A 22,387-nucleotide genomic window follows, 5' to 3' on the forward strand; every position below is an offset into this window, starting at 1 on the left:
ATTATTCTCCAATTTTGTATCCTACGCCGCGGATTGTTTCCAAAAGTTCGCCACTTGCACCAAGTTTCTGCCGAAGCGTACGCACGTGAACGTCGATAGTCCGGCTTTCAATGTCGTTCTCGTAATTCCACACGGAATTCAAAAGCTGTTCGCGCGTAAGGACGTTTCCCTTGTTTTCAAGAAGAAGGACGAGCATATCAAATTCCTTCAGCGTAAGGAAAACCTGCTTTCCGTCTACCCAAACGCAGTGCTTTTCCTTGCTCACAACAATATTACCGGCAGTAAGTTCAGTTCCCGGCGATGCAGTCTTTCCTGCTTCATAACGGCGCTTTACCGCCTTGATTCGTGCAACAAGTGCCATCATTCCGAACGGCTTTGTAATATAGTCATCCGCGCCTGTATCAAGACCCGTAACCGTATCATATTCAGTCGCCTTTGCAGTCAGCATAACGACAGGAATTCTTTTCGTTTTTGGATTAGAACGCAGTTTTTTAAGCACGCTGAGTCCGTCTTCTTCGGGAAGCATAATATCAAGCAGAATAAGTTCCGGCAGATGAACCTGCATTGCCTTCCAAAAGTCTGAGGGCTTCTCAAATCCCTCAGATTCCATCTGCTGGCTTTTAAGCGTGTACACTACGAGTTTTCTGATACTGTCGTCATCTTCCAAAAGGTAAATCATATTTCATATAATAAGTAAGAAGTGTATTTTTAACAAATGAAAAATGTAAATTTCTTGTAAATTCAAGAAAGAAAATGAAATTTTCCGGCATAAAAAAAACATTCAGTCCATTGCTTTGCAATCATTTGATAATCAGCTAGTATATAATCATGGATTTTTACAGAACTGTTTTTAAAATTGCCCTTCCGATTATCATGCAGAATTTCCTTACTTCATTTGTAAATATGATTGACACTGTGATGGTCGGACAGCTTGGAGCCGTAGAAATTGCCGCCGTAGGACTTGGAAACCAGATTTTTTTTGTAATGAACACAGTTATGTTCGGCGTAGTATCCGGCGGCTCCATCTTTATGTCACAGTTCTGGGGAAAAAAAGATATAAGCAGGCTCAGACAGACAATGGGCATCACCGTGGCACTTGCATTCGCCGTTTCAATGCTGTTCACTGTCCTTGCAGCTTTTTTTCCAGAAAAATGTCTTTCCGTTTACACAAATGATGTTTCCGTCATTCTGCATGGTGCTAGTTACCTGCGCGTTGTTTCTCCCTGTTACTTTTTCTTCGGAATATCAATGGCATTCGGACACGCCCTGAGAAGCACCGAACACGTAAATCTTCCGATGGCGGCTACAGGAATTTCCGTACTGGTAAATGCCATAGGAAATGCAGCTTTTATTTTTGGAGTAAGCATCGGCGGCACACAGATTATTCCGACTATGGGAATACAAGGTGCCGCAGCTGCAACTGTTTTTTCGCGCATTGTAGAAACAGTCATACTCACAGCCGTTCCTGTCATAAAAAAATATGAAATTATCGGAAAACTGCGCGGTTATCTGCTTACCGATTTTAGTTTTCTTGGAAAGTATGCGCGGATATGCCTTCCTGTCCTTATTAACGAAAGCCTGTGGGGTTTTGGAATTTCGATGCAGAATTCAATTTTTGCACACGCAGGAACAGATGTAATCGCAGCGTTCAATATACGCGGAACAATTGATAATCTTGTATGGGTATTCTTTATAGGAACAGGAAATGCAGCAGCAATTCTCATAGGAAAAAAAATCGGAGAACGCAACTACGACGGTGCACGATTGCTTGCAAACAAAATGGCGCGTTTTATGCCTTGCTGTGCTGCCGTTCTTGCGCCTCTGATGATCCCCCTCTCTTTTATGCTGCCGTATTTTTTCAATGTCCAGCCGCATATAACCAGAATGGCAGCACAAATGCTGTATCTGGTCATATTTTTTTATCCGTTCTGCGCATTCAATATGTGCATGATTGTAGGCGTATGCCGGTCCGGCGGCGACACCGTTTTTGCATCTTTCATAGACGCTGGTTTTATGTGGCTTATTGCGCTGCCGCTCGGATTTATCGCAGTTCTTGTATTCCACTGGCCGTATTGGGCACTGTTCCTGTGCGTCCATACGGAAGACATACTAAAAGCCACTGCAGGTTTCATACGGCTGAAATCAGGAAAGTGGCTTCATGATTTAACGGAATAAACAGCTTATTTCAGCGGCTCAAAGTCTGATGCAGGATGACCGCAAATAGGACAGATAAAATCCGGAGGAAGCGTTTCACCTTCGTAGATATAGCCGCAGACGGTGCAAATCCAGCCTTTTTTTGCCTCCGGTTTTGAAGTCTGCTTAATATGCGCGTGATAATAGGCGTATGTTGCAGACGGAGAATCGTCAAGGACGTCGCCGTCAGTTACAGTGGCGATAAAAAGCGTATGCGTTCCCAAATCGATCGTCTGCGTCACTTTGGCAGAAATGTAGCCGTTACATTCCTTAGCAACATAGGTGATGCCGTTGGCAGAACGCTCAAACGGAAATTCCACGAATTTATCCGCTGTCCGTCCGGACTGAAATCCGAAATTCTGTATCGTCGCCATAGTCGCCTTTTCGCTCAGGATTGAAAGATTAAGTTCCTTTGTCTTAACAATCATATCGTGGGTGTAGTTGTTCTTGTTCAGCGCAAACGCAATCTGATTAGGCTCTGTAGTCACCTGTATTCCTGTATTGATGATACATCCGTTGTCCTTATCGCCGTCTTTTGCAGTTACGACAAAAATACCGTAACTGAGTTTATTCATAACCTTTGGATTCATAGTTACCTCCAGTAAAAAGCCGCGCTATTTCAGCGGTTTTTATCTTTCCCTCGCATAAAAATTAGGGTTTGTTTTAACCCCTTAGTTCTCCCTACCTCTTAAAACATAATGAAATTAAGACTTTTTGTCCAATAATATTTACGCACAGCCATACGAAGTCGTACCGGGTCTTAAACATAACTTGAATTCATTGTGTTTTTTTTCTAATATATGCTATGGAATTACTTGAAAAGCGTATAATTGAAGACGGAGAAGTTTTACCGGGAAATATCCTGAAAGTAAGTAATTTTTTGAACCATCAGATAGATGTCCGGCTTATGGACGAAATGGGCGCAGAATTTGCGCGGCTTTACAAAGATACAAAACCAACAAAAATCCTTACAATCGAATCAAGCGGAATTGCCGTAGGTTACGCCGTTGCCCGGCAGTTCGGAGTTCCGCTCGTATTTGCAAAAAAGCACCAGTCAAGCAACGTGAACGAAGGCGTATATTCCGCAAGCGTATGGTCGTTCACCCATAATCAGAATTATACGGTAGTCGTATCAAAAAAATACATCAATCCCGGAGATAAAATCCTTCTGGTAGACGATTTTCTTGCAAACGGCAACGCGCTGAACGGTCTTATAGAAATCGTAGAAAAAGCAGGCGCTTCCGTGCAGGGAATCTGCATTGCCATTGAAAAGGGATTTCAGAACGGCGGAAAAATGCTCCGCGAAAAAGGATACCGCGTAGAAAGCCTTGCCATCGTCGACAAAATGACTGATGACGGAACAATTACATTCAGAGCATAAACCTTTTGGAGGAAAATAATATGAAAAAAATTGCAATCGCAGTTTTAGGTGCAGTTCTTGCAGTCACCGGATGTTCAAAGAAAAATGCCGCTGATGCAAAAATCACAAAGGAAAACCTGAAAGTAGGTTTTGTCTACATCGGCTCTATCCACGACGAAGGCTACACGACGGCACAGGATCAGGGACGTCTTGCCCTTGAAGAGCAGGGAATAAAGACGATGTACGTAGAAAATGTCCCAGAGAATGCGGACTGTGAAAAAGTTATCCGTGACCTTATTGACCAGGGATGTAATGTAATCTACACAACAAGCTTCGGCTTTATGGACTGGACTATCAAAGTTGCAAAGGATTTCCCGAACGTAAAATTCGGTCACTGTTCCGGCTACAAGCGCGCAGAAAACGTTTCTACCTACTTCGGAAAAATGTATGAAGCACGCTATCTTGCCGGCATTGCAGCCGGTCTTAAAACAAAGACAAACAAAATCGGCTATGTTGCAGCATTCCCTATCCCTGAATGTATCCGCGGAATAAACGGTTTTGCGCGAGGCGTTCAGTCCGTAAACCCGGATGCAACTATTGAAGTTGTATGGACAAACACCTGGTACGACCCGACTGTAGAAAAACAGGCTGCTCTTGAAGTACTGAACAAAGGCTGCGACATTATCGAACAGCATCAGGACACAACGGCACCTCAGATTGCCGCGCAGGAAAAAGGAGCATTCTGCCTTGGATATAACGTTCCTACACCGAATGCAGCACCAAAAGCATACCTTACCGCTCCGATTTTCCACTGGGCAACATTCATCACCGATGACGTAAACACAATCCTTAACGGAACGTGGCAGAGCCGCGCTTACTGGGAAGGACTTTCTTCCGGTATGGTTGACTTAGCTCCGCTTTCTGACCTTTGCGCAGAAGGAACTCAGGAAAAAATCGATGCAGCACGCACTGCAATTGAAAACGGTTCCCTCAAGATTTTCGAAGGCCCGATTTTCGATCAGACTGGTGCTGAAAAAGTCCCTGCCGGAACAGTAATGTCTGATAACGACGTATGGAATATGAGCTGGTTCGTAAAAGGCGTAAACGGCGTCATTCCGCAGAACTAAAAAAACAGTTCTAAGGTTTTGTTTTAAACCCTTAATGCAGCTAATTGTCCGTAAGTCAATGACTTACGGAAATTTGACGGAAAGTGCTGAGTAATCGCTTCAAGTGTTAATCAGCACTTCCCTAAAACAGACTCAATTTCTTAAAAAAGGCTGCCTGAAATCCCGCAAAAATCATTCTGCGGTAAAACAGGCGGTCTTTTTTTTATGGAAACACCATACGCGGAAATGACTTTTTTTTTCATATAGAGTAGTATATGCAAATGGATAACGCGGTAGAAGTTCAGAACTTGTCAAAATCTTTCGGAACGGTTCGCTCAAACCAGAACATCAGCCTTACTGTAAAAAAAGGCGAAATTCTGGCGCTGCTCGGAGAAAACGGCAGCGGAAAAAGCACGTTCGTTAATATGCTTGCCGGTATTTACACGCCGGAATCAGGAACAATCTCAATCAACGGAGAAGTACAGCATTTTTCTTCCCCGCAGGACGCAATCGCTGCCGGAATAGGAATGGTTCACCAGCATTTTAAACTGGTGGAAGTTATGTCTGCGCTGGAAAACATTACGCTTGGCGAACGGAAAGCCGGCTTTTTTATACAAAAAAACAAAATAGCAGAGAAAATCAGGCAGCTGGCAGAACAGTTCGGCTTTGCAATCGACCTTGATAAAAAAATCTACACAATGTCCGTAAGTGAAAAGCAGACTGTGGAAATCGTAAAAATCCTTTATCAGGGAGCACGAATTTTAATTCTTGACGAACCGACCGCAGTCCTCACTCCGCAGGAAACGGAAAACCTGTTCTCTACGCTGCGCCGGATGCGCTCCGAAGGCTGCTCAATCATCATCATCACGCATAAGCTGAACGAAGTTATGAGCATAAGCGACCGCGTAACAGTCCTGCACAAGGGAAAACTCGCAGGAACAGTCTGCACAAAAGACACTTCTGAAGAAGAACTTGCAGGAATGATGATTGGTGAAAAAGTCAATCTTTCCTATGAATATATAAAAGTTCCGCTTTCGGAAAAACCGCTCCTAAGCATAAAAAAACTTTCTTTCGTAAATAAGTCCGGCGCAAAACGGCTTGACAATATTACGTTCGACCTGCACGGCGGAGAAATGCTTGGAATTGCAGGAATAGTCGGTTCAGGGCAGAAAGAACTGTGCGAAGTCCTTACGGGAATAAGCGCGGCAAGCGGTTCTGCAATCTTTGAAGGCTCGGAACTTCTTAAAATGTCTCCACTTGAAATAAGGCGTCTTGGAATAAGAATGAATTTTGTTCCGGAAGACAGGCTTGGAATGGGACTTGTTGCCGGAATGGACGTAACGGACAACATTCTCCTGCGCTCTTACGACAGTTCCAGAGGTATTTTCATAGACAGAAAATCCGGCGGAAAACACGCTGAAGATATCGTAAAACGCTACGGAATTGCAACGCCGTCAATCCATAATGCCGTAAAACAGCTTTCCGGCGGAAACATTCAGAAAATCCTTCTTGCACGTGAAATTGAAATGCATCCCAAATTCCTTATCGTTTCATATCCGTTCCGCGGACTTGACGTAGGCGCAACGAATACAATAATTGCAACGCTCAACGAACAGAAAAAGCACGGAATTGCAATCCTTCTGATAGCAGAAGACATTGACCAGATTTGTGCAATCTGTGACCGCGTAATGGTTCTGCATGACGGTAAAAACATGGGAATAATCGATCCAAAATCCACCACAAAAGAAACAATCGGGCTTATGATGATGGGAAAATATACTTCTGACGGAGTTTCAAAATGATACGAAAATCTGCACGGCAGGCGCTTTCTGCAAAACAGGCTGTTCTTGTAAACATTGCGGCTGTGGCTGCGGCAATCGCGGCATCAATGATGATTATGCTGTTTATGAGAATGAATCCGCTCACGGTCTACGGAAAAATCATCACCGGTTCACTCGGAAGTGCCTACAGGTTCAGGGAAACGGTAAACAAGGCAATTCCGCTTACAGTCCTTTCTTTAGGAACAGGAATTGCGTTCAAAATGAAATTCTGGAACATCGGCGCAGAAGGACAGTTTTATATGGGTGCGTTCGGCGCAACCTGGGCAGTTATGCTTTTTCCGCAAATGCCCGCGCCCGTGCTTATTCCGCTTATGACCGCTTTCGGTTTTGCGTTCGGAGGACTTTTCGCCCTTATTCCTGCTGCTCTTAAAATAAAATGGGGTGCCAGTGAAACGCTCGTTACGCTTATGCTTAACTACATCGCGCAAAAATGGGTAGGATATCTTCAGTACGGACCGTGGCGCGACCCTAAGGGAAACGGATTTCCGCGCATTGCACGCTTTGACTCAAATGCAATTCTTCCTAACGTGTTCGGAATTCATATCGGCTGGATAATTACCATTATTCTTGCAGTCCTTCTTTTCTTTCTGCTTTCAAAAACGAAATTCGGCTACGAAGTATCCGTCATCGGAGAAAGCCTTGAAACTGCAAAATACGCAGGAATAAACGTACGCCGCACGATGATTATTGCAGTCATTATTTCAGGCGGACTGTGCGGTCTTGCAGGAATGATGCAGGCATCCGCCATAGAAAATTCACTTACGGACAATATGTCTAACGGACTTGGATTTACTGCCGTCATCACAACCTGGCTTTCACAGCTCAATCCGCTTGTGATGATAGCCGTATCGTTCCTGTTTAGCATGCTTTTGCAGGGTGGAAGCTTTCTTCAAAGTTCAATGCAAATTCCTGCGTCAATGGCACAGATCCTTCAGGGAATCATAATTTTCTTTGTTCTTGGAAGCGAATTTTTCGTAAGGTTCAAAATTTCGTTTTCAAAAAGAACTGTTCCGAAAAAAAACACCGACAAGCCGCTTTCCGACGGAGGTATTCAGAAATGACATTTTGTATTGCAGCAGGATTATTTTTACAGGTTGCCGTTCAGACAGGAACGCATATTCTTTTTGGAATTCTAGGCGGAATTCTGTTTGAAAAAGCCGGAAACACGAACCTCGGAACAGAGGGAATGATGCTTATGGGCGCATCCATCGGATATTTTACAGGAATAACTACCGGAAATCCGGCGGCGGCAGTCATTGCAGCAGGACTTGCAGGCGCGGCAGGAGCATTTATCTACGCATTCATAACGGTTACACTGCGCGGAAATCAGGTTGTTACAGGTCTTGTGCTTACGACATTCGGCACGGGAATTTCAAGCTATCTTGGAAAAACGCTCACCGCAACGCCGCTTCCACAAGCCGTTACCCAGCCGTTTACGCACTGCGCAGTTCCACTTCTTTCAAAAATACCGGTTCTCGGCCCGATGCTTTTTGACCAGAGTCCGTACATTTATTTTTCCGTACTTCTGGCAGTCCTTCTGTTCTGCTACTACAGATTTACCCGCCTTGGGCTGAATGTCCGCGCCATCGGAGAAAATCCGGCGGCGGCAGATGCCTCAGGAATAAACGTATCGCTGTATAAATACGTTCACGTCCTTGGCGGCGGCTTTGTCTGCGGACTTGGCGGCGCGTATCTTTCGCTTGTATTCGTTCCGCGCTGGCAGGAAAACATCACCGCCGGCGCCGGCTGGATTTCCGTTGCGCTCGTCATTTTCTGCACATGGAATCCGCTGAAAGCAATTCTTGCCGCCTGGGCATTCGGCGCACTCAAAGGACTTATGTTCAAATGCCAGAATCTTTTCATAGGAGCGCACGCAATCGCCCTTCCGCCGCAGCTTCTTGATATGATTCCGTACCTTGCAACAATCATTGTGCTTGTAGTAATGGGACTTCGCTTCAAAAAAGAAAATCAAGGCCCCGCCGCACTCGGCAAAAGCTATTTCCGGGAAGAACGGTAACAGCGGCGGCTTGCATAAAACACAAAGTTTTCAGGTCAATTCATTATATTTTCCGCTGATTGCTTTTATTATTCCAAGCACAGCGGAAATATCTTCCTCAGAAAAATCTGCAAGCATTTTTTCTATTGTAAAAATCTTCGGAGATTTATTTTTTGACCGCACATTCTGACGTTCCACAAGATATTCCACTGAAACATCCAGCGCCTGCGCAATTTTTACTGCCGCCTCCACATTCGGAAGCGCATTGTGCCCGTTTATGTAATTTCGGATTGTGTTCACGCTGAGACCTGTTTTCTCCGAAAGTTCCTTCGGCTTTACATCCTGAAATTCCATTTCATCACGCAGATTTTCCTTAAAACTCATTTGTTAAATGTAATCTAATCAGACTGAAATTCACTTGACTTTAATCTTATAAGACGTTAAATTACAAAAAAGTGATTATATATAATCACTTTTAAAATCTTTTTGTAGCAGATTTAATACATGGAGAATTTTCAGCCGAACAAAATCAATCAAGATTTCTCACAAAGAATTACCGCCATCAGATTTCCGCTTGCCTGTTTTGTGATTTTCATTCATTTCAAAGTAACGGAAGTCAATTTTGTCGGAGAAACGATGGCTGTAACAGCACCTTTATATGTCGAAATTATCAGACATCTTATTGCAAATGTATGGGGTGGAATAGCAGTTCCGCTGTTTTTCATTATATCCGGCTACCTTTTTGCCGCAAAGCCAAAGCCTGCCAAAGTAACAGTAAAATCTAAATTTCAAGGAATTGTCGTTCCGTACATTTTATGGACGCTGATTACAGCAGCACTATTTTTTGCAGCTCAGTCATTTGCGTTTACACGTCCATATTTTACGCAGGAACAGAACATTATCCGTTCCTGGAAAGCAGTTGACGTAATAAAAGCGTTTTTCGGAAGAACCCAGCCAGATGCTGATTACTATCATCCTCTTGTATATCAGTTCTGGTATCTTAGAAATCTGCTTGTATTTTTCTGCATCTCACCGCTTATAAAAATCGCCGTACAGAAAACGCCTTTTTTCTATCTTGCTTTAATTCTTAGCGCAACGATTTTACGGCTTGCAGGACTTTTCCCCGACCCGTTCTGGATTTTCCCTGCGCTGTTTTACTTTTCGCTGGGGTTTTACGCCGTCCGGCACATTCAAGGAGTTCTGAATGCCCTTGACTCTTTGCGGTGGCGCGATGCCCTTTCGGGATATGCAGTTTTTACCGCCGTCTGTATGTATTTATCCTTCACAGAAAATCCTGCTGCCGTAATAATAGGTTTTCTAAACACAATCCTTACAATTCTTCTTGCGGTAAAAGCTGCTGGAAATGCATGCAAAAATGAAAAAGCGTATTCTATCCTGTCAGGACTTTCTGCATATTCCTTCTGGATTTATGCCGCTCATGCTCCGTTTATCAGTGCAGTAGTAAGCAAACTGAGCGTACAATTTTTTCCAATGCACGGTGCGCTGATACTCATTCAGTTTTTCGGAACATCGCTTTTGTGCATCGTGCTTCTTGTCTGCATCGGGGCATCCATCCGTAAAATCTACCCTAAATTATTTTTTCTGCTTACCGGCGGTCGGATATAAAAAACAGGATAAACGACTCTCCATAGCCCCCCTCAACAAATTACCTCATTTATTCTGTGCAAAACTGCGGTGGACTTCTTCCACCGCATCTTTTATTTCAAGGAATACCTTTGCAATAAGCGGATCAAAGTCTTCTCCTGTACCTTTGCGGATAATGTCAAAGCACTGTTCAAGCGGCATTGCATCACGGTAGCACCTTTTTTCAGAAACAGCATCAAATACGTCGGCAACGGCCATAATCCGCGCACAAAGCGGAATTTTTTCCCCGGAAAGCCCTTCCGGATAGCCCCTGCCGTTCCACTTTTCGTGATGATAACGCGCTACTTCATACGCCATCTCCGTATATTCATCGTTCCCAAGTTTTTCGAATGACTCCCGGATTATAGTTCCGCCGTTTTCTGCATGCTTTTTCATAACGGCAAATTCTTCGTCCGTCAGTCTTCCCGGTTTTTGAAGAACGGCATCCGGCACAGAAATTTTACCGATGTCATGGAGAGGCGCCGCTTTTTCCATATCGGAAATGAAATCCTTTGTAAGAATGTCTTTATAATATCCGCGTTTCTGAAGGTTCTGCGCAATCAGCCGCACATACTGCGTAGTCCGCTTGATATGACCGCCGGTACTGCTGTCCCTGTTTTCTACAAGATTTGCAAAACTCATAACCGTTTCAGAATAATATTCAGAAAGTTCCTTCAGCGCAGGGTCTTCGTAGCTAAGGTAAATCCCCAGAATCATTACGGTAACGCCTATGCTTGTAATAAGATATTCCGGATTGAAAAACTGTATCGTCATTCCTGTAAGGGATACCAGAACGTAAATTATAATACATCTTCGTTTGTGGCTTTCAATGTGCCTGATGCGCGTAAAAAATACAATAACCGTCATAAGCGTATAAAGAATTACCATTGAAAAACAAGTATATACGGAAATTCCCATGGAATAATTTGTATATACGCCATGAATATATTCAAGCGAACCGATGTTTAATACGACTGCAATAATATTCACCACAAACGGCAGAAGTACAAGAAACTTTACAATTCGCCTTTGCGGATGCACGTCCGTTATGTGCAGCACATACACAAAAAGTCCGAATACGACAGAATCAATGCACAGCAAAAACAAAAGATGAAGCATAAGATTCAAAAACGGATTTACAGTATCAAGGTGGTTCACAGTGTAGGCAGTTGCGCAGTCAAAAGAAACGCATAAAATTGCAAGAACAAGAAGTTCATCAAAAAAAGATTCCCTCAGACTCCAATTGTATGACTTATATCCACGCAAATAAGAAAGCAATATGTAAAACAGTACGGCAAGACACCCTATCTGCAGCTTGCAATATTCCATAAAATCAATTCTCCCTGTAATATCTATAAAAGAACGCTGTATTATATCATTTAAATTAAAATCTTCAAAATTCATATTCACAGAATATCACCCCTCCCCCCTTGTCAAGACCCTTTAATCACAGTAATGTTTCTATATACAGAAATGAAAATTTATTTTCAGGAGGAATGCAGGGAACGGACAATCCGCCCTGCAAAAAAAACGTATGAAAAAAATAACAGTTATTTCAGCATCAATTTTACTGCTTGCTGCAGCAGGCTCTTACGCAGCACCCAAAAAGCAAAAGCCGGTAAAAATCGGAATTGCAAAAATCGTACAGCATCAGGCACTTGACGACGTAGAGCGCGGAGTAATAGATGCAATTAAGGATGCAGGAATTGAAGCAGAATACGACCTGCAGAACGCAAACGGCGATGTAGGAACTGCTGCGCAGATTGCAAACCAGTTCAAGTCAAAAAAAGTTGACGCAGCCGTAGGTATTGCAACGCCGATTGCGGTTGCGCTTGCAACTACCCTTAAAACTACGCCTGTAATTTTCGGAACGGTAACTGATCCGGTAGGCGCAGGACTTGTTTCAACGCTTGAACACGGAGAACGCAACATCACCGGTATGAGTGATGCAATTCCGACGGAACAGCACATTCAGTTATTTAAAGAAGTTGCAGGAATAAAGACGCTGGGGTATATTTATACAAGCAACGAGGACAATTCTGCAAGCGCACTTGAGCTGGTAAAAAAAGGCTGCCGCGAAGCAGGAATAGAGCTTGTAACGCAGAGCATTACAAAGTCTGATGAAGTAAAGCAGGCAGCAGAAGCAATCGTAAACCGGGTAGACGGCATTTACCTCACAACAGACAACACAGTGTTCAGCGCAATCGCCTCACTGGTAAACGTATTCGGAAAAGCTAAAAAACCGATTTTTTCTGGTGATGTAACGGCGGCAAAAGAAGGCGGAATATTTATGGCAAGCGGCTTTAACTATTACAAAGCTGGCCGCGCAACAGGAGAAATAGTAGTTCAGGTTCTTAACGGAAAAAAATGCACAGAAATTCCTGTACGATTTATGACAGATCCGTCTGACAGCGACTTTCTCATTGACCTTGATGTAGCAAAAAAATGCGGAATTACAGTTGATAAAAAATACATTGATTCTGCAAATATGATTTTCCAGAACGGAAAACTTACGGAAAAATAACAGCACAGGCAGGGCGGTATGATTTCATCAATTCTTATCGAAGGGTTTATCTACGGAATAATGGTTCTTGGAGTTTTTTCCACGTTCCGCGTTCTGAATTTCTGTGATATGACCGTAGACGGCTCGTTTCCGCTGGGAGCCTGCGTCCTTGCAGCATGCCTTTCAAGCGGACTTCCGCCGTTTATCGCCCTGCTTCTTGCATTCTGTGCAGGACTTTTTGCCGGTCTTATAACGACAGTCATCTACACCCGGTTTAAAATCCCGGATCTTCTTGCTGGAATTCTTACAATGACAATGCTGTACTCCGTAAACCTGCGCATTATGTCAAACAAGGCAAACGTATCTTTCCTTAAAATCCCTACGCTTTTTTCCCGGCTAGACGCATTTTTCTACGACCATTTTCCAAATCTGGATTCGCAGTGGGGAATACTTATTTTTCTTGTAATTTTCGTCTTTATCCTAAAAGGACTGATTGACTTGTTCTACCATACAGATTTAGGACTTACGATGGGTGCACTCGGCGCAAATCCTCAGCTGATTATCTCGCAGGGCGTAAATCCCAACGTCGTACGCGGAATCGGAATTTGCGTAAGCAACGGACTTGCCGCTCTTGCAGGCGCGTTCGCCGCAATGTACAACGGTTTTGCAGACGTAGGAATGGGAACAGGAGTCGTTGTAAGCGGACTTGCCTCGCTTATGCTTGGAGAGTTCATACTGCGTTCCAACAAAATTACAGTGCAGACAACGCGCGTACTTATCGGATCAATCATTTACCGTGCGCTTATGATGCTTGCCAGAAGCTACGGCTACAAAATCCACATGACGCCTAACGACCTTAAGCTTGCCACAGGACTTCTTATCATTCTGTGCCTCATCATCACCAGAACTGACTGTGTAGAACGGTTCAAAAAATGGAAAAGCGTACGGAATAAGAACAATGCGCAGAATTCAGAGGACGGAGGAACAAAATGATTACGCTTAACAACATCTGTATGACGTTCAATCAGAACACACCGGACGAAAACCGCGCCCTTAAAAACATCAATCTTACAATCAATAAAGGTGATTTCATAACTGTTATCGGAAGTAACGGTGCCGGAAAATCTACTCTGTACAACGTCATCGCCGGAAGCCATACGCCCACCTCCGGTACAATCCTTCTTGATACTGAAACCGGCAGGCGAGACATAACGCACGACAAGGAATACCGCCGCGCAAACTACATCGGAAGAATTTACCAGAATCCGCTTTTAGGAACTGCCGGAAAAATGACTCTTGAAGACAATATGGTAATAGCCCATAAAAAAGGCTTTAAGGGACTTAAAATAACTTTGAACAATAAAATGCGCGCCTATTTCCGCGAACAGCTTTCCGTCCTGAATATGGGACTTGAAAACAGGCTTACGGATAATGTAGAACAGTTTTCCGGCGGACAGCGTCAGGCTCTCACCCTGCTGATGGCGGTAATGTCAAAACCGTCGCTTCTGCTTCTTGACGAGCATACTGCCGCCCTTGACCCTACTAATGCCGCAATCATTATGGAACTTACGCGTAAATTCGCACAGGACTATAATCTGACTGTAATGATGATAACGCACAATATGCAGCACGCGCTTGACTACGGAACACGCCTTCTTATGATGGACGGCGGCGAAATCATCCTTGATATAGGCAGGGAAGAAAAAGAACGCCTTACAATGGACAACATTGTAGAGAAATTCCGTCAGATTAAAAAGCAGTCTATTGTAAACGACCAGATGCTGCTTCAATAGAAACCAGGAAATTCTGTGTTTCCCTAGAACGAACTTCTCGCAAGCGGAGAACCAATCCACTGTCCTTCGCTTCCAAGATAATCTTTTTTCTCGCCCTCTATCAGGAACTGAACGCTTTTTACGGTAGAAAATTCCGTTGCCGTAAAGACAAGTTGCGTCAGCTGTGCAATGTAGCCTTCCACTCCAACAGGATTGAATTCAAACTCCTCGCTGAAATTAAGCGTTGCAACACCGTTTTTTACGGATGCGCCCAAAAGCCGCGTTCCCTCAGGAATAAGGCTCATACAATTTTTGCTTCTCTCATCCGGCAACGGTCCGGACAAAAGCGCATTAACGGCATCCGTAAGCGGAGAATCTGATTTTGGAAGAGTGCGCTTCACCGCCTTTCTGCTAACCGTTCCGTCAGAATTTATCACTACAAAATAAAGCGACACCTCCCGCGTCTGAACGGCAGCCGGCGTTTTTATGCTCTCCTTAGGCTTTTCCGCCGCCACAGCATCTTTTTTACCGCTTTCCGCTTCTTTTTCCGCCGGTTTCAGTGCTTCTGCAAGCGCATTCTCCGCATAAAAAGCATTTTCTTCCGCAGCAGCATCATCTTCCGGTAAAATAACGTCTGCATTCTCCTTTACTGCTTTTATGCTTTCAGAACCGGTCGCCTCTTCATACGTATTTTTATGAGTCTGTTCCGCCGTTTTGCCGGACTCAAGCAAGTCAAAACTGAACGTTTCTTCCTTTTCCTGTGCAGACAGCTTTGTATCTTTATGATTTTTTACAAATTCCGGAGTCATTCCGAATACTTTTTCAAAAAAATCGGTTTTCTGAAGATTACCGGCAATCGTATCTTTCTTTACAAAAAAAACTATCAATAACAGCAGGAGGAGTAAAAACCACACTGCCACAAAAAGTCCTGTATTTTTCTTCTTATCACTGCTCATATTCAATATATCGGCATTTTTTTTTGTTTTTTTAGCAATAAAAAAGCTGCTCCGCCCGGCACTTACCGGTGAAGCAGCTTATGTAAATCAGAAAGCGGAAAAATCCGCTGGATTTTTATTTTGCAAGATACGCATTTATTCCTGCAGCAGCTTTACGTCCTTCGCCCATTGCAAGAATGACAGTAGCCGCACCAAGAACGATGTCGCCGCCTGCCCAGACTTTTGCGTGGCTAGTTGCCTGCGTTTCGTCTACCGAAATATGACCTTTTGCATCCGCATTCAGACCCGGCGTTGTCTTTACAAGCAGCGGATTTGAGCCGTTTCCAAGCGCAATAATCATTGCATCAGTTTCAACGATGTGCTCGCTTCCCTTAATTGCAACAGGACTGCGCCTTCCAGAAGCGTCAGGCTCGCCAAGTTCATAGCTCAAAACTTTTACGCCGCAGACTTTTCCTTCCTCGTTTCCAAGGATTTCAACAGGATTTTCAAGGAAGCGGAATACAACGCCTTCTTCCTCCGCGTGTGCGATTTCTTCAATACGCGCCGGCATTTCATTGCGTGTACGGCGGTAAATTACGTTTACTTCTTCCGCACCAAGACGCAATGCCATACGGGCAGCATCCATAGCAACGTTTCCGCCGCCAACGACACATACTTTTTTTGCCTCGTAAATAGGCGTTGCCGCGTGAGCAGTATCGTAACCTTTCATAAGGTTTGCGCGGGTAAGATATTCGTTCGCACTGAACACGCCGATAAGGTTTTCACCCGGAATATTCATAAATTTAGGAAGACCTGCGCCCGTACCTACAAAGGCGGCGTCAAAGCCCTTTTCCGTAAGCAACTGGTCAAGCGTATCAGTCCGTCCTACAAGGAAGTTACACTCAAAATCAACGCCCATTTTCTTAAGGTTATCAATTTCTTCCTGAACAATCGCCTTTGGAAGACGAAATTCAGGAATACCGTACATCATAACGCCGCCGGCTTTATGGAATGCCTCAAACACAGTAACGGAATGACCGGCACGCGCACAGTCTGCCGCAACTGTAAGACCGGCAGGACCAGCACCGATAACGGCAACTTTCTTTCCTGTCTTTGGCGCAATCTCCGGCATCGTAACTTTCTTGTTTTCGCGCTCCCAGTCTGCAACAAAACGTTCCAGGCGTCCGATTGAAACAGCCTTCTCGCCAGATTTATAAACTTTTCCTACAGTACACTGTCCCTGGCACTGCTTTTCCTGAGGGCATACGCGTCCGCAGATTGCAGGAAGAAGGCTTGTCTGCTTGATTATATCAACGGCTTTCTTAAATTCGCCTTTTGCAATTTCCGCAATAAATTCAGGAATCTGAACGTTTACCGGACAACCGGAAATACACGGCTTGTTCTTACACTGAAGGCAGCGGTTCGCCTCAACAACAGCCTGCTCTTCCGTATATCCAAGTGCAACTTCCGCCATCTGGCGCGCGCGCTCCTTTGGATTGCGGCTAGGCATTTCCTGCTGCGGAATTGCCATCCGTTCTTTATTACCAAGTTCTTTTCCCTTGATTTTTGCCAGTTCCTCTCTGGCTATTGCATTCAATTCTTCTATTGTATTCATTCTCTGTTCCTAAATCAGAATTATTTTGACAGTGCGTCTGCCTGTGCCTGAAGCTTGCATTTATGGAAATCTTCCTGCTCGCGCGGTTTAAAAGATTTCATACGCATCATCATATTGTCCCAGTCTACAAGGTGGGCATCAAATTCAGGACCGTCAACACATACGAATTTTGTTTCTCCGCCGATACTTACACGGCAGCCGCCGCACATACCAGTTCCGTCAATCATAATCGTATTCAGGGAAACTGTTGTAGGTACATTATACGGCTTTGTAGTAAGCGCGCAGAATTTCATCATTATCGGCGGACCGATTGCAATGACTTCTGACGGAGGACACTGCGATTCGCACATTTCCTTAAGCGGAACGGTAGAAACACCCTGACGGCCGGCAGAACCGTCGTCAGTCATAATTATAACTTCGTCAGCAATTGCCTTCATTTCATCAACATAAATAAGAAGGTCTTTTGTACGCGCCGCAATGACGACGATAACTTTATTTCCGACAGCTTTATGAGCCTGCACAATCGGATAGCAAGGCGCAACGCCGAATCCGCCGCCTACAACAACGACAGGACCGTCTTTCTTTTCTATAACGGACGGATTACCGAGCGGACCGAGCAATGCCGGAAGTTCGTCACCGACATTTTTCTGCGAAAGTTTATAAGTAGTCGCTCCTACAGCCTGAAAAGCAAGTGCAATCCAGCCTTCTTCCGCATTTGCATCCGCAATTGTAAGCGGAATTCTTTCACCAAATTCTGTATCAACCTGTAAAATAATGAACTGTCCGGCTTTTCTGTTGCGGGCAATTTCAGGAGCAGTTACCTTCATATACCACGTTTCGGACATATCAGATAACTTGCGTTTCTCAAGAATTTTAAACATACTTAATCCTCTAAAATCGGTATTAAGATTTATTCTACTGCAATATGGTGAAACCGTCAATTATTTGACAAAACCATAAAATCTGTCATCGTAAAAAGTTACCAGCCGAATGCAACCATAAAGTAAGCGCCCGCACCGGCACCCTTAAAGCTGCTTGTAAAAGAACCGCCGGAAGCACAAACGCCAAGATTAAGTTCAAACGCCCTTAAATTAAAGATAAACCCGGCATTATGTTTGAAAACTTCGTCAAGGTATGCGGAAGAAAGGCGCAGGCCGAGCATATTCCAGTTTTTGATGAACAAATCAATATCGATGGAAAGCGTGTATTCCGGATACCCGTAAGCATCAGATGTAAACGGCTGCTTTACGCCAAAACCTAAAAGTCCGCCGAAAGTACACCATTTTCCGAACGGACGCCAGGCAACCTGTGCACCCATACGCATCGGACGATGCAGATTATAGCTTGCAGTACTGTATTCCTTGTCAGAAACATCAAAATCTTTCTGAAGACCGTCATCTCCGTCCTCAAACATATTTTTCAGTTCGTCAACTTCCATAGAAGCAGTCATCGTCATCTTTGTAGAATAATTCAGCTGACCAGGAACAATCGGTATGCGGCTGTAAACGGCGCCGTCAAGCGTATTAAAGATTTTATGTTCCAGAGATGATTCTATGTCAAAACCCCAGCCGTCTTTCATCGCCTCAACAACCTGATTTACGTCAACATCACCGTCAAAAAACGGCTGCATATCAGTAAACGTGTACATTACAATATCCGCCGACGCATTTGCCCTGAGTCCGCCGTTTTCATCATTAACAAACGAACCGTGCAAATTTTCCGCAGTTGCGTGAATGAAAGGAAGATACACCGCAGGAATTAGCTCAAGATGAAAACCAAACAAATCAAAACCTACGGCACAGTCAACGAACATAAACGCATCGCCGTTCATTTTTCCGTCAAGCGTAATTTTTTCGTTAAGATCATTTCCGTAGCCAAGAAAATCAAACAAATCTTTTGAAATCGTAAAATTTCCGTATGACTCTACACCAAAATTCAGTCCTACGTGAACGCCGTTCTTAAGGTTCAAATTCAGAAAGAAATCCGGAGTCATATTCATATTAAGCTTAAACCCCTCTTTAGGCATATCTTTTGCCATTTTCCGAAGGTCGATGACTAAATCTTTTACAAGAAAATCGTTGGCATTAAAATAATTATTGGAAAAATCCACGTCAAAAGAAAAGCCCATCTCAAAAATGCGGTGCGGCAAAGAGCCTACGTGACTGCGCACAGAGCGGACAGTTTCCTCTTCCGAAACAGTATTAAATTCTTCAAAATCCTGAATGAAATCTTCGTCAGAAAATTCATCATATTCCTGTTCTTCACCGGAAATTTCATCTGATTGTATGACATCCGGCTGTTCATCAGAAAACACAACAGGAGCACCGTCCATTCCCTGTGCAAATGCAGAAACAGCGCAGAAGAATAAAACAAAAAATATAACAATAAAATTTTTCATCATTCATCTCCTCCGAACAGATTTACTGTACCGTCCGTCTTTATATAAACGGAAAATCCTACGCCGGCTTCGGCATTACGCGGAATTTTATATGTTCCTACCGGAATTTTCAGTTTTACCGTCGGACTGAACGGATAGGAGCGCAGAATGTCTTTCATATCATCAATTTCTATATTAAGCGTTCCGGTCGAAAAACTAATGTTATACTTTTCATTCTGCAAACTGTCATCCTGAGTATCAAGCTCGATGTGTGGCACTTTATCTGATTGCAGAACATTATTCTTAACTGAATAGCGTATTCCAGCAGTTTCAATAGCGTCAATATATTTTTCAAGGTCATCAAGGTCTGTAGGCTCGTTTCTGCTGAATAAATCATCGCCCGGCTCAAGATCCATCAGTTTCATAATGTCTATAACAACAGGCTCATTAGAATTCCCATCTAGCCTTGCAACACTCAATTCCAGAGGAAGGATAAGACGCGCGTGAAGCATTATGCTGACGGAATCTTCGCCAAGTTCATCCAAATCAGCTTTTTTTATTTCAATAGTCGGGTCACTACTTCCTGCATCACTTTTTCCAAGATTAAAATTATAGTCAATCTTGATGTTTCCTGATGCATGAACATTGAACAAATCGGCAATATTCGTATATTGTGACGCATCACCAAAGCCTGTTACTATAGAATCAGAACCAACAGCTTTCTGCAGCGCAGGAAGAACAGAATCAGATATAACGAAATTATCCTCTATCTCTATTTCATCACCAACACGCTTATCTTCCGCATCATACGCCGCCGCAGTAAGATTTCCGGTAAAAGTAAAATCCTGTACAATTTCCGGCACAATACTGTATAAATAAAGCGGTATTTCCTTAAGTTTAATACGGCTTATAAAAGAATCATCTCCAAGTTCATCTGTCAAAGATTTAAAAATCTCTGATACATTAAGACCTGTATCTACGTTTCCTTCAACTGCCGTATTTGCTGTTTTTAGCTTAATAGATTCCCAGTCAAAAACAGGCTCAACTGTTACACCAACGGCATAACTTTTACCAATTTCAATGTTTGTAAGCGTTACATAATCCGGATTTTCCGCCGTTTTTCCCGGAAACCCCATTTCTGCGGAAAAATCAATGATTTTTTCGGAAGCGGTAATAACTGTTTTTTCTGATCCAAGAAATTTCATAGATTCCGAAGGTGCGTCAGCCGTGCCTGTTCCGCCATTCATTGAATTTGTTTCATTTGTTATTCCAAAGAAACCTGAATTAACAGTAAAACCAATATCATTTCCTTCCGGAAGCATATTATAATACTTAACGTTCAGTCCTGACGGATTCAGCTGTATTTTTTCTATAAATTTAGAAACTTCGGAAGGCAAATCTTCATTTACTTCAACTTTTGTTTCAATCGGTGATTCATATTTACTCAAGTCAATCGTCATAGACGTTACTTTTGTAATGCTGCACGAAGTGCTTATCATAATCTTTGGTGCTTCACCATTCGGAAGGACAATATCCGCTTTTTTCAAAGAAATATTTATCGTTCCGCCAACATCAATATCGCCGCTCACAACGCCATCAATTTCTTTTTTAGAATATGTCTTGCCGTTCAAAGCAAGATTTCGGTTTATAAGATATTCCCCGAACTCATTTGTTTTATTAAACTCCGCATCAGCTGCCGTAATTGCACCGCTCAAATTAATTTCGCGGGTTGCCGTAACGCCAGTCCATCCGTCAGGAAGTTTTGTAGTAATGGAAAGAATGCTTTTTTCCGTTTCACTCTTATCGCCGATTTCACAGCTTACAAACGCATCTTCCGTTCCTATCTTCACTGCCTGATTTATAGATACCGGATCAATACTCATTGTAAGACCGGTTGCGCGGCTGATTGTTGAATCATCGGAAAAACTTGCAGAAATGCTGTAGGTGGAATTGTTACCTGAAGTTCCGCCTGATGATGTACCGGACACTTTAAGTTTCATTTTCGGAACAAGAGTTTTTCCGGCAAGGGGAAGAAAAATCTCCGACTGGGTAAGCAAATCTACATTGGAAACAGACGTTATCTCCTTGTCGTCACCGTCAAGCAGAAAGATTTTTAAATTTGTAGAAACAACCGGCGGTTGATTACATATTATCGTCAACACAAGCGAACCGGAATAAAATTCCAGTGCCTTAAACTCAGGCGCATTCACAGTTACGTTCTGCAACGGACACTGCTCTTCAGAAAGAGTACCGTTTATGCCATGAGGAATTGTTATAGCACCAAAATTCAAATCTGCGTTTTCACGGATTTTTTTATTTATGTCTGATAAATTAATCGGTTCTTCAAAAGAAGAAACAGACAAATCAGGAACATCGAACGTCTGGTCAAAAGACATTCCTTTCAACTTGTCTGCAAAATCCATTTTATCAAGGTAAGAACCTATATCAATCGGAATTTCCTGCAATGAAAAATCAACAAGAAATTGCTGCATAGCACTTCCGCCGGCAGCAACTTTCTGACTGTCTTCATCTGGATAATAATCATACACGTCAAAAGAAAGTTCAGATGAAGACGATTTTATCTGTTCCGAAAGCGTATCAACAGAAAGATATTTCGACAGTTTTTCGGAAAACGTGCCTATCGTAAAGTTATATTCGGCATTCGTTTTTACAGAAACGGACTCTGGAATTTTCCAGCTGCAGGAAACAATAAGAAGAACTGCCGCTGCCATAACAAAAAGCTTTATGTTTTTCATATGCTCTCCCATAAAAAGTCAATGAGGAAGTTTCAAGTTCCGATTTGACTTGTTACGCACATTCGCAATGCAATGAGAATGTGCAGACAATAAGAAAGTTTGCAACGCAAACTTGTGGATAAAAACTTTGACTCCATTTTAGGCAAAGTTTTTATTACACCCTCCCATAAAAAAATTAAAACATTCACACAAATAAAATGCAGGAAAAATAAATCACAGACAGGTTAACATTAAAAACAAGATATTGCAAATAAAAAAGGCTGCCCATTAAGCTCATTTTATATAAAAC

Annotated in this window: 19 protein-coding genes; 10 read left to right on the top strand and 9 right to left on the bottom strand. The window is 43.2% G+C overall.

Translation table 11 applies throughout. From position 1 onward, the window contains the following. Position 1 precedes the first annotated feature (1 nt). Positions 2-679 (bottom strand): response regulator transcription factor, encoded by a 678-nt coding sequence (locus tag B5D55_RS00065; RefSeq protein ID WP_078931943.1) that lies wholly within the window; start codon positions 677-679, stop codon positions 2-4. A 149-nt stretch (positions 680-828) separates the two neighbouring features. On the opposite strand from B5D55_RS00065, the gene B5D55_RS00070 reads away from it, so the two are divergent. Continuing rightward, the gene (locus tag B5D55_RS00070) at positions 829-2,175 is read left to right on the top strand and encodes an MATE family efflux transporter (RefSeq protein WP_078931944.1); all 1,347 of its coding nucleotides are present in this window, start codon (positions 829-831) and stop codon (positions 2,173-2,175) included. A gap of 5 nt (positions 2,176-2,180) precedes the next feature. Here B5D55_RS00070 and B5D55_RS00075 read toward each other — a convergent pair whose 3' ends face one another. After that, entirely contained in the window at positions 2,181-2,783 is a 603-nt protein-coding gene (locus tag B5D55_RS00075) for a flavin reductase (RefSeq protein ID WP_078931945.1), read from the bottom strand. A 215-nt stretch (positions 2,784-2,998) separates the two neighbouring features. On the opposite strand from B5D55_RS00075, the gene B5D55_RS00080 reads away from it, so the two are divergent. The 5 genes from B5D55_RS00080 to B5D55_RS00100 all read left to right on the top strand — a co-directional run bounded on the left by B5D55_RS00080 (position 2,999) and on the right by B5D55_RS00100 (position 8,517). After that, positions 2,999-3,574, top strand: a complete 576-nt coding sequence (locus tag B5D55_RS00080) for a xanthine phosphoribosyltransferase (RefSeq protein WP_078931946.1) — start codon at positions 2,999-3,001, stop codon at positions 3,572-3,574. 20 nt (positions 3,575-3,594) lie between these two features. Further along, complete coding sequence (locus B5D55_RS00085; RefSeq protein WP_078931947.1) at positions 3,595-4,680, top strand: BMP family ABC transporter substrate-binding protein; 1,086 nt, start codon at positions 3,595-3,597, stop codon at positions 4,678-4,680. Between the two features lie 260 nt (positions 4,681-4,940). After that, positions 4,941-6,461 (top strand): ABC transporter ATP-binding protein, encoded by a 1,521-nt coding sequence (locus tag B5D55_RS00090; protein WP_078931948.1) that lies wholly within the window; start codon positions 4,941-4,943, stop codon positions 6,459-6,461. Then, entirely contained in the window at positions 6,458-7,561 is a 1,104-nt protein-coding gene (locus tag B5D55_RS00095) for an ABC transporter permease (protein WP_078931949.1), read from the top strand. The genes B5D55_RS00090 and B5D55_RS00095 overlap by 4 nt, the downstream gene beginning before the upstream one ends. Next, entirely contained in the window at positions 7,558-8,517 is a 960-nt protein-coding gene (locus tag B5D55_RS00100) for an ABC transporter permease (protein ID WP_078931950.1), read from the top strand. Before B5D55_RS00095 ends, B5D55_RS00100 begins: the two co-directional genes overlap by 4 nt. A gap of 30 nt (positions 8,518-8,547) precedes the next feature. Here B5D55_RS00100 and B5D55_RS00105 read toward each other — a convergent pair whose 3' ends face one another. Beyond that, entirely contained in the window at positions 8,548-8,880 is a 333-nt protein-coding gene (locus B5D55_RS00105) for a helix-turn-helix domain-containing protein (protein ID WP_078931951.1), read from the bottom strand. 120 nt (positions 8,881-9,000) lie between these two features. Here B5D55_RS00105 and B5D55_RS00110 point away from each other — a divergent pair, with 120 nt between their 5' ends. Next, a complete protein-coding gene (locus B5D55_RS00110; RefSeq protein ID WP_078931952.1) occupies positions 9,001-10,122 on the top strand; it encodes an acyltransferase family protein in 1,122 nt (373 codons plus the stop codon). A gap of 45 nt (positions 10,123-10,167) precedes the next feature. Here the strand turns inward: B5D55_RS00110 and B5D55_RS00115 are convergent, their stop codons facing one another. After that, positions 10,168-11,544, bottom strand: a complete 1,377-nt coding sequence (locus B5D55_RS00115) for an HD-GYP domain-containing protein (protein WP_200805257.1) — start codon at positions 11,542-11,544, stop codon at positions 10,168-10,170. 130 nt (positions 11,545-11,674) lie between these two features. Between B5D55_RS00115 and B5D55_RS00120 the strand changes: the two genes are divergently transcribed. Genes B5D55_RS00120 through B5D55_RS00130 form a run of 3 tightly spaced genes read left to right on the top strand, consistent with a single transcriptional unit; the run spans position 11,675 to position 14,436 of the window. Continuing rightward, entirely contained in the window at positions 11,675-12,664 is a 990-nt protein-coding gene (locus tag B5D55_RS00120) for an ABC transporter substrate-binding protein (protein ID WP_078931953.1), read from the top strand. A gap of 18 nt (positions 12,665-12,682) precedes the next feature. Next, positions 12,683-13,636 (top strand): ABC transporter permease, encoded by a 954-nt coding sequence (locus tag B5D55_RS00125; protein ID WP_078931954.1) that lies wholly within the window; start codon positions 12,683-12,685, stop codon positions 13,634-13,636. Continuing rightward, positions 13,633-14,436, top strand: coding sequence for an ABC transporter ATP-binding protein (locus tag B5D55_RS00130; protein ID WP_078931955.1), 804 nt, complete (start codon positions 13,633-13,635; stop codon positions 14,434-14,436). Before B5D55_RS00125 ends, B5D55_RS00130 begins: the two co-directional genes overlap by 4 nt. Positions 14,437-14,459: 23 nt before the next feature. Here B5D55_RS00130 and B5D55_RS00135 read toward each other — a convergent pair whose 3' ends face one another. The 5 genes from B5D55_RS00135 to B5D55_RS00155 all read right to left on the bottom strand — a co-directional run bounded on the left by B5D55_RS00135 (position 14,460) and on the right by B5D55_RS00155 (position 22,098). Further along, complete coding sequence (locus tag B5D55_RS00135) at positions 14,460-15,371, bottom strand: GerMN domain-containing protein (RefSeq protein WP_078931956.1); 912 nt, start codon at positions 15,369-15,371, stop codon at positions 14,460-14,462. 115 nt (positions 15,372-15,486) lie between these two features. After that, a complete protein-coding gene (gene gltA, locus B5D55_RS00140; RefSeq protein ID WP_078931957.1) occupies positions 15,487-16,965 on the bottom strand; it encodes an NADPH-dependent glutamate synthase in 1,479 nt (492 codons plus the stop codon). A 20-nt stretch (positions 16,966-16,985) separates the two neighbouring features. After that, a complete protein-coding gene (locus B5D55_RS00145; protein WP_078931958.1) occupies positions 16,986-17,846 on the bottom strand; it encodes a sulfide/dihydroorotate dehydrogenase-like FAD/NAD-binding protein in 861 nt (286 codons plus the stop codon). A gap of 98 nt (positions 17,847-17,944) precedes the next feature. Then, positions 17,945-19,366 (bottom strand): hypothetical protein, encoded by a 1,422-nt coding sequence (locus tag B5D55_RS00150; protein ID WP_078931959.1) that lies wholly within the window; start codon positions 19,364-19,366, stop codon positions 17,945-17,947. Further along, entirely contained in the window at positions 19,363-22,098 is a 2,736-nt protein-coding gene (locus tag B5D55_RS00155) for a hypothetical protein (RefSeq protein ID WP_078931960.1), read from the bottom strand. Before B5D55_RS00155 ends, B5D55_RS00150 begins: the two co-directional genes overlap by 4 nt. Positions 22,099-22,387 lie beyond the last annotated feature (289 nt).

Source organism: Treponema porcinum, from assembly GCF_900167145.1.
GTDB classification, from domain to species: Bacteria; Spirochaetota; Spirochaetia; order Treponematales; family Treponemataceae; genus Treponema_D; species Treponema_D porcinum.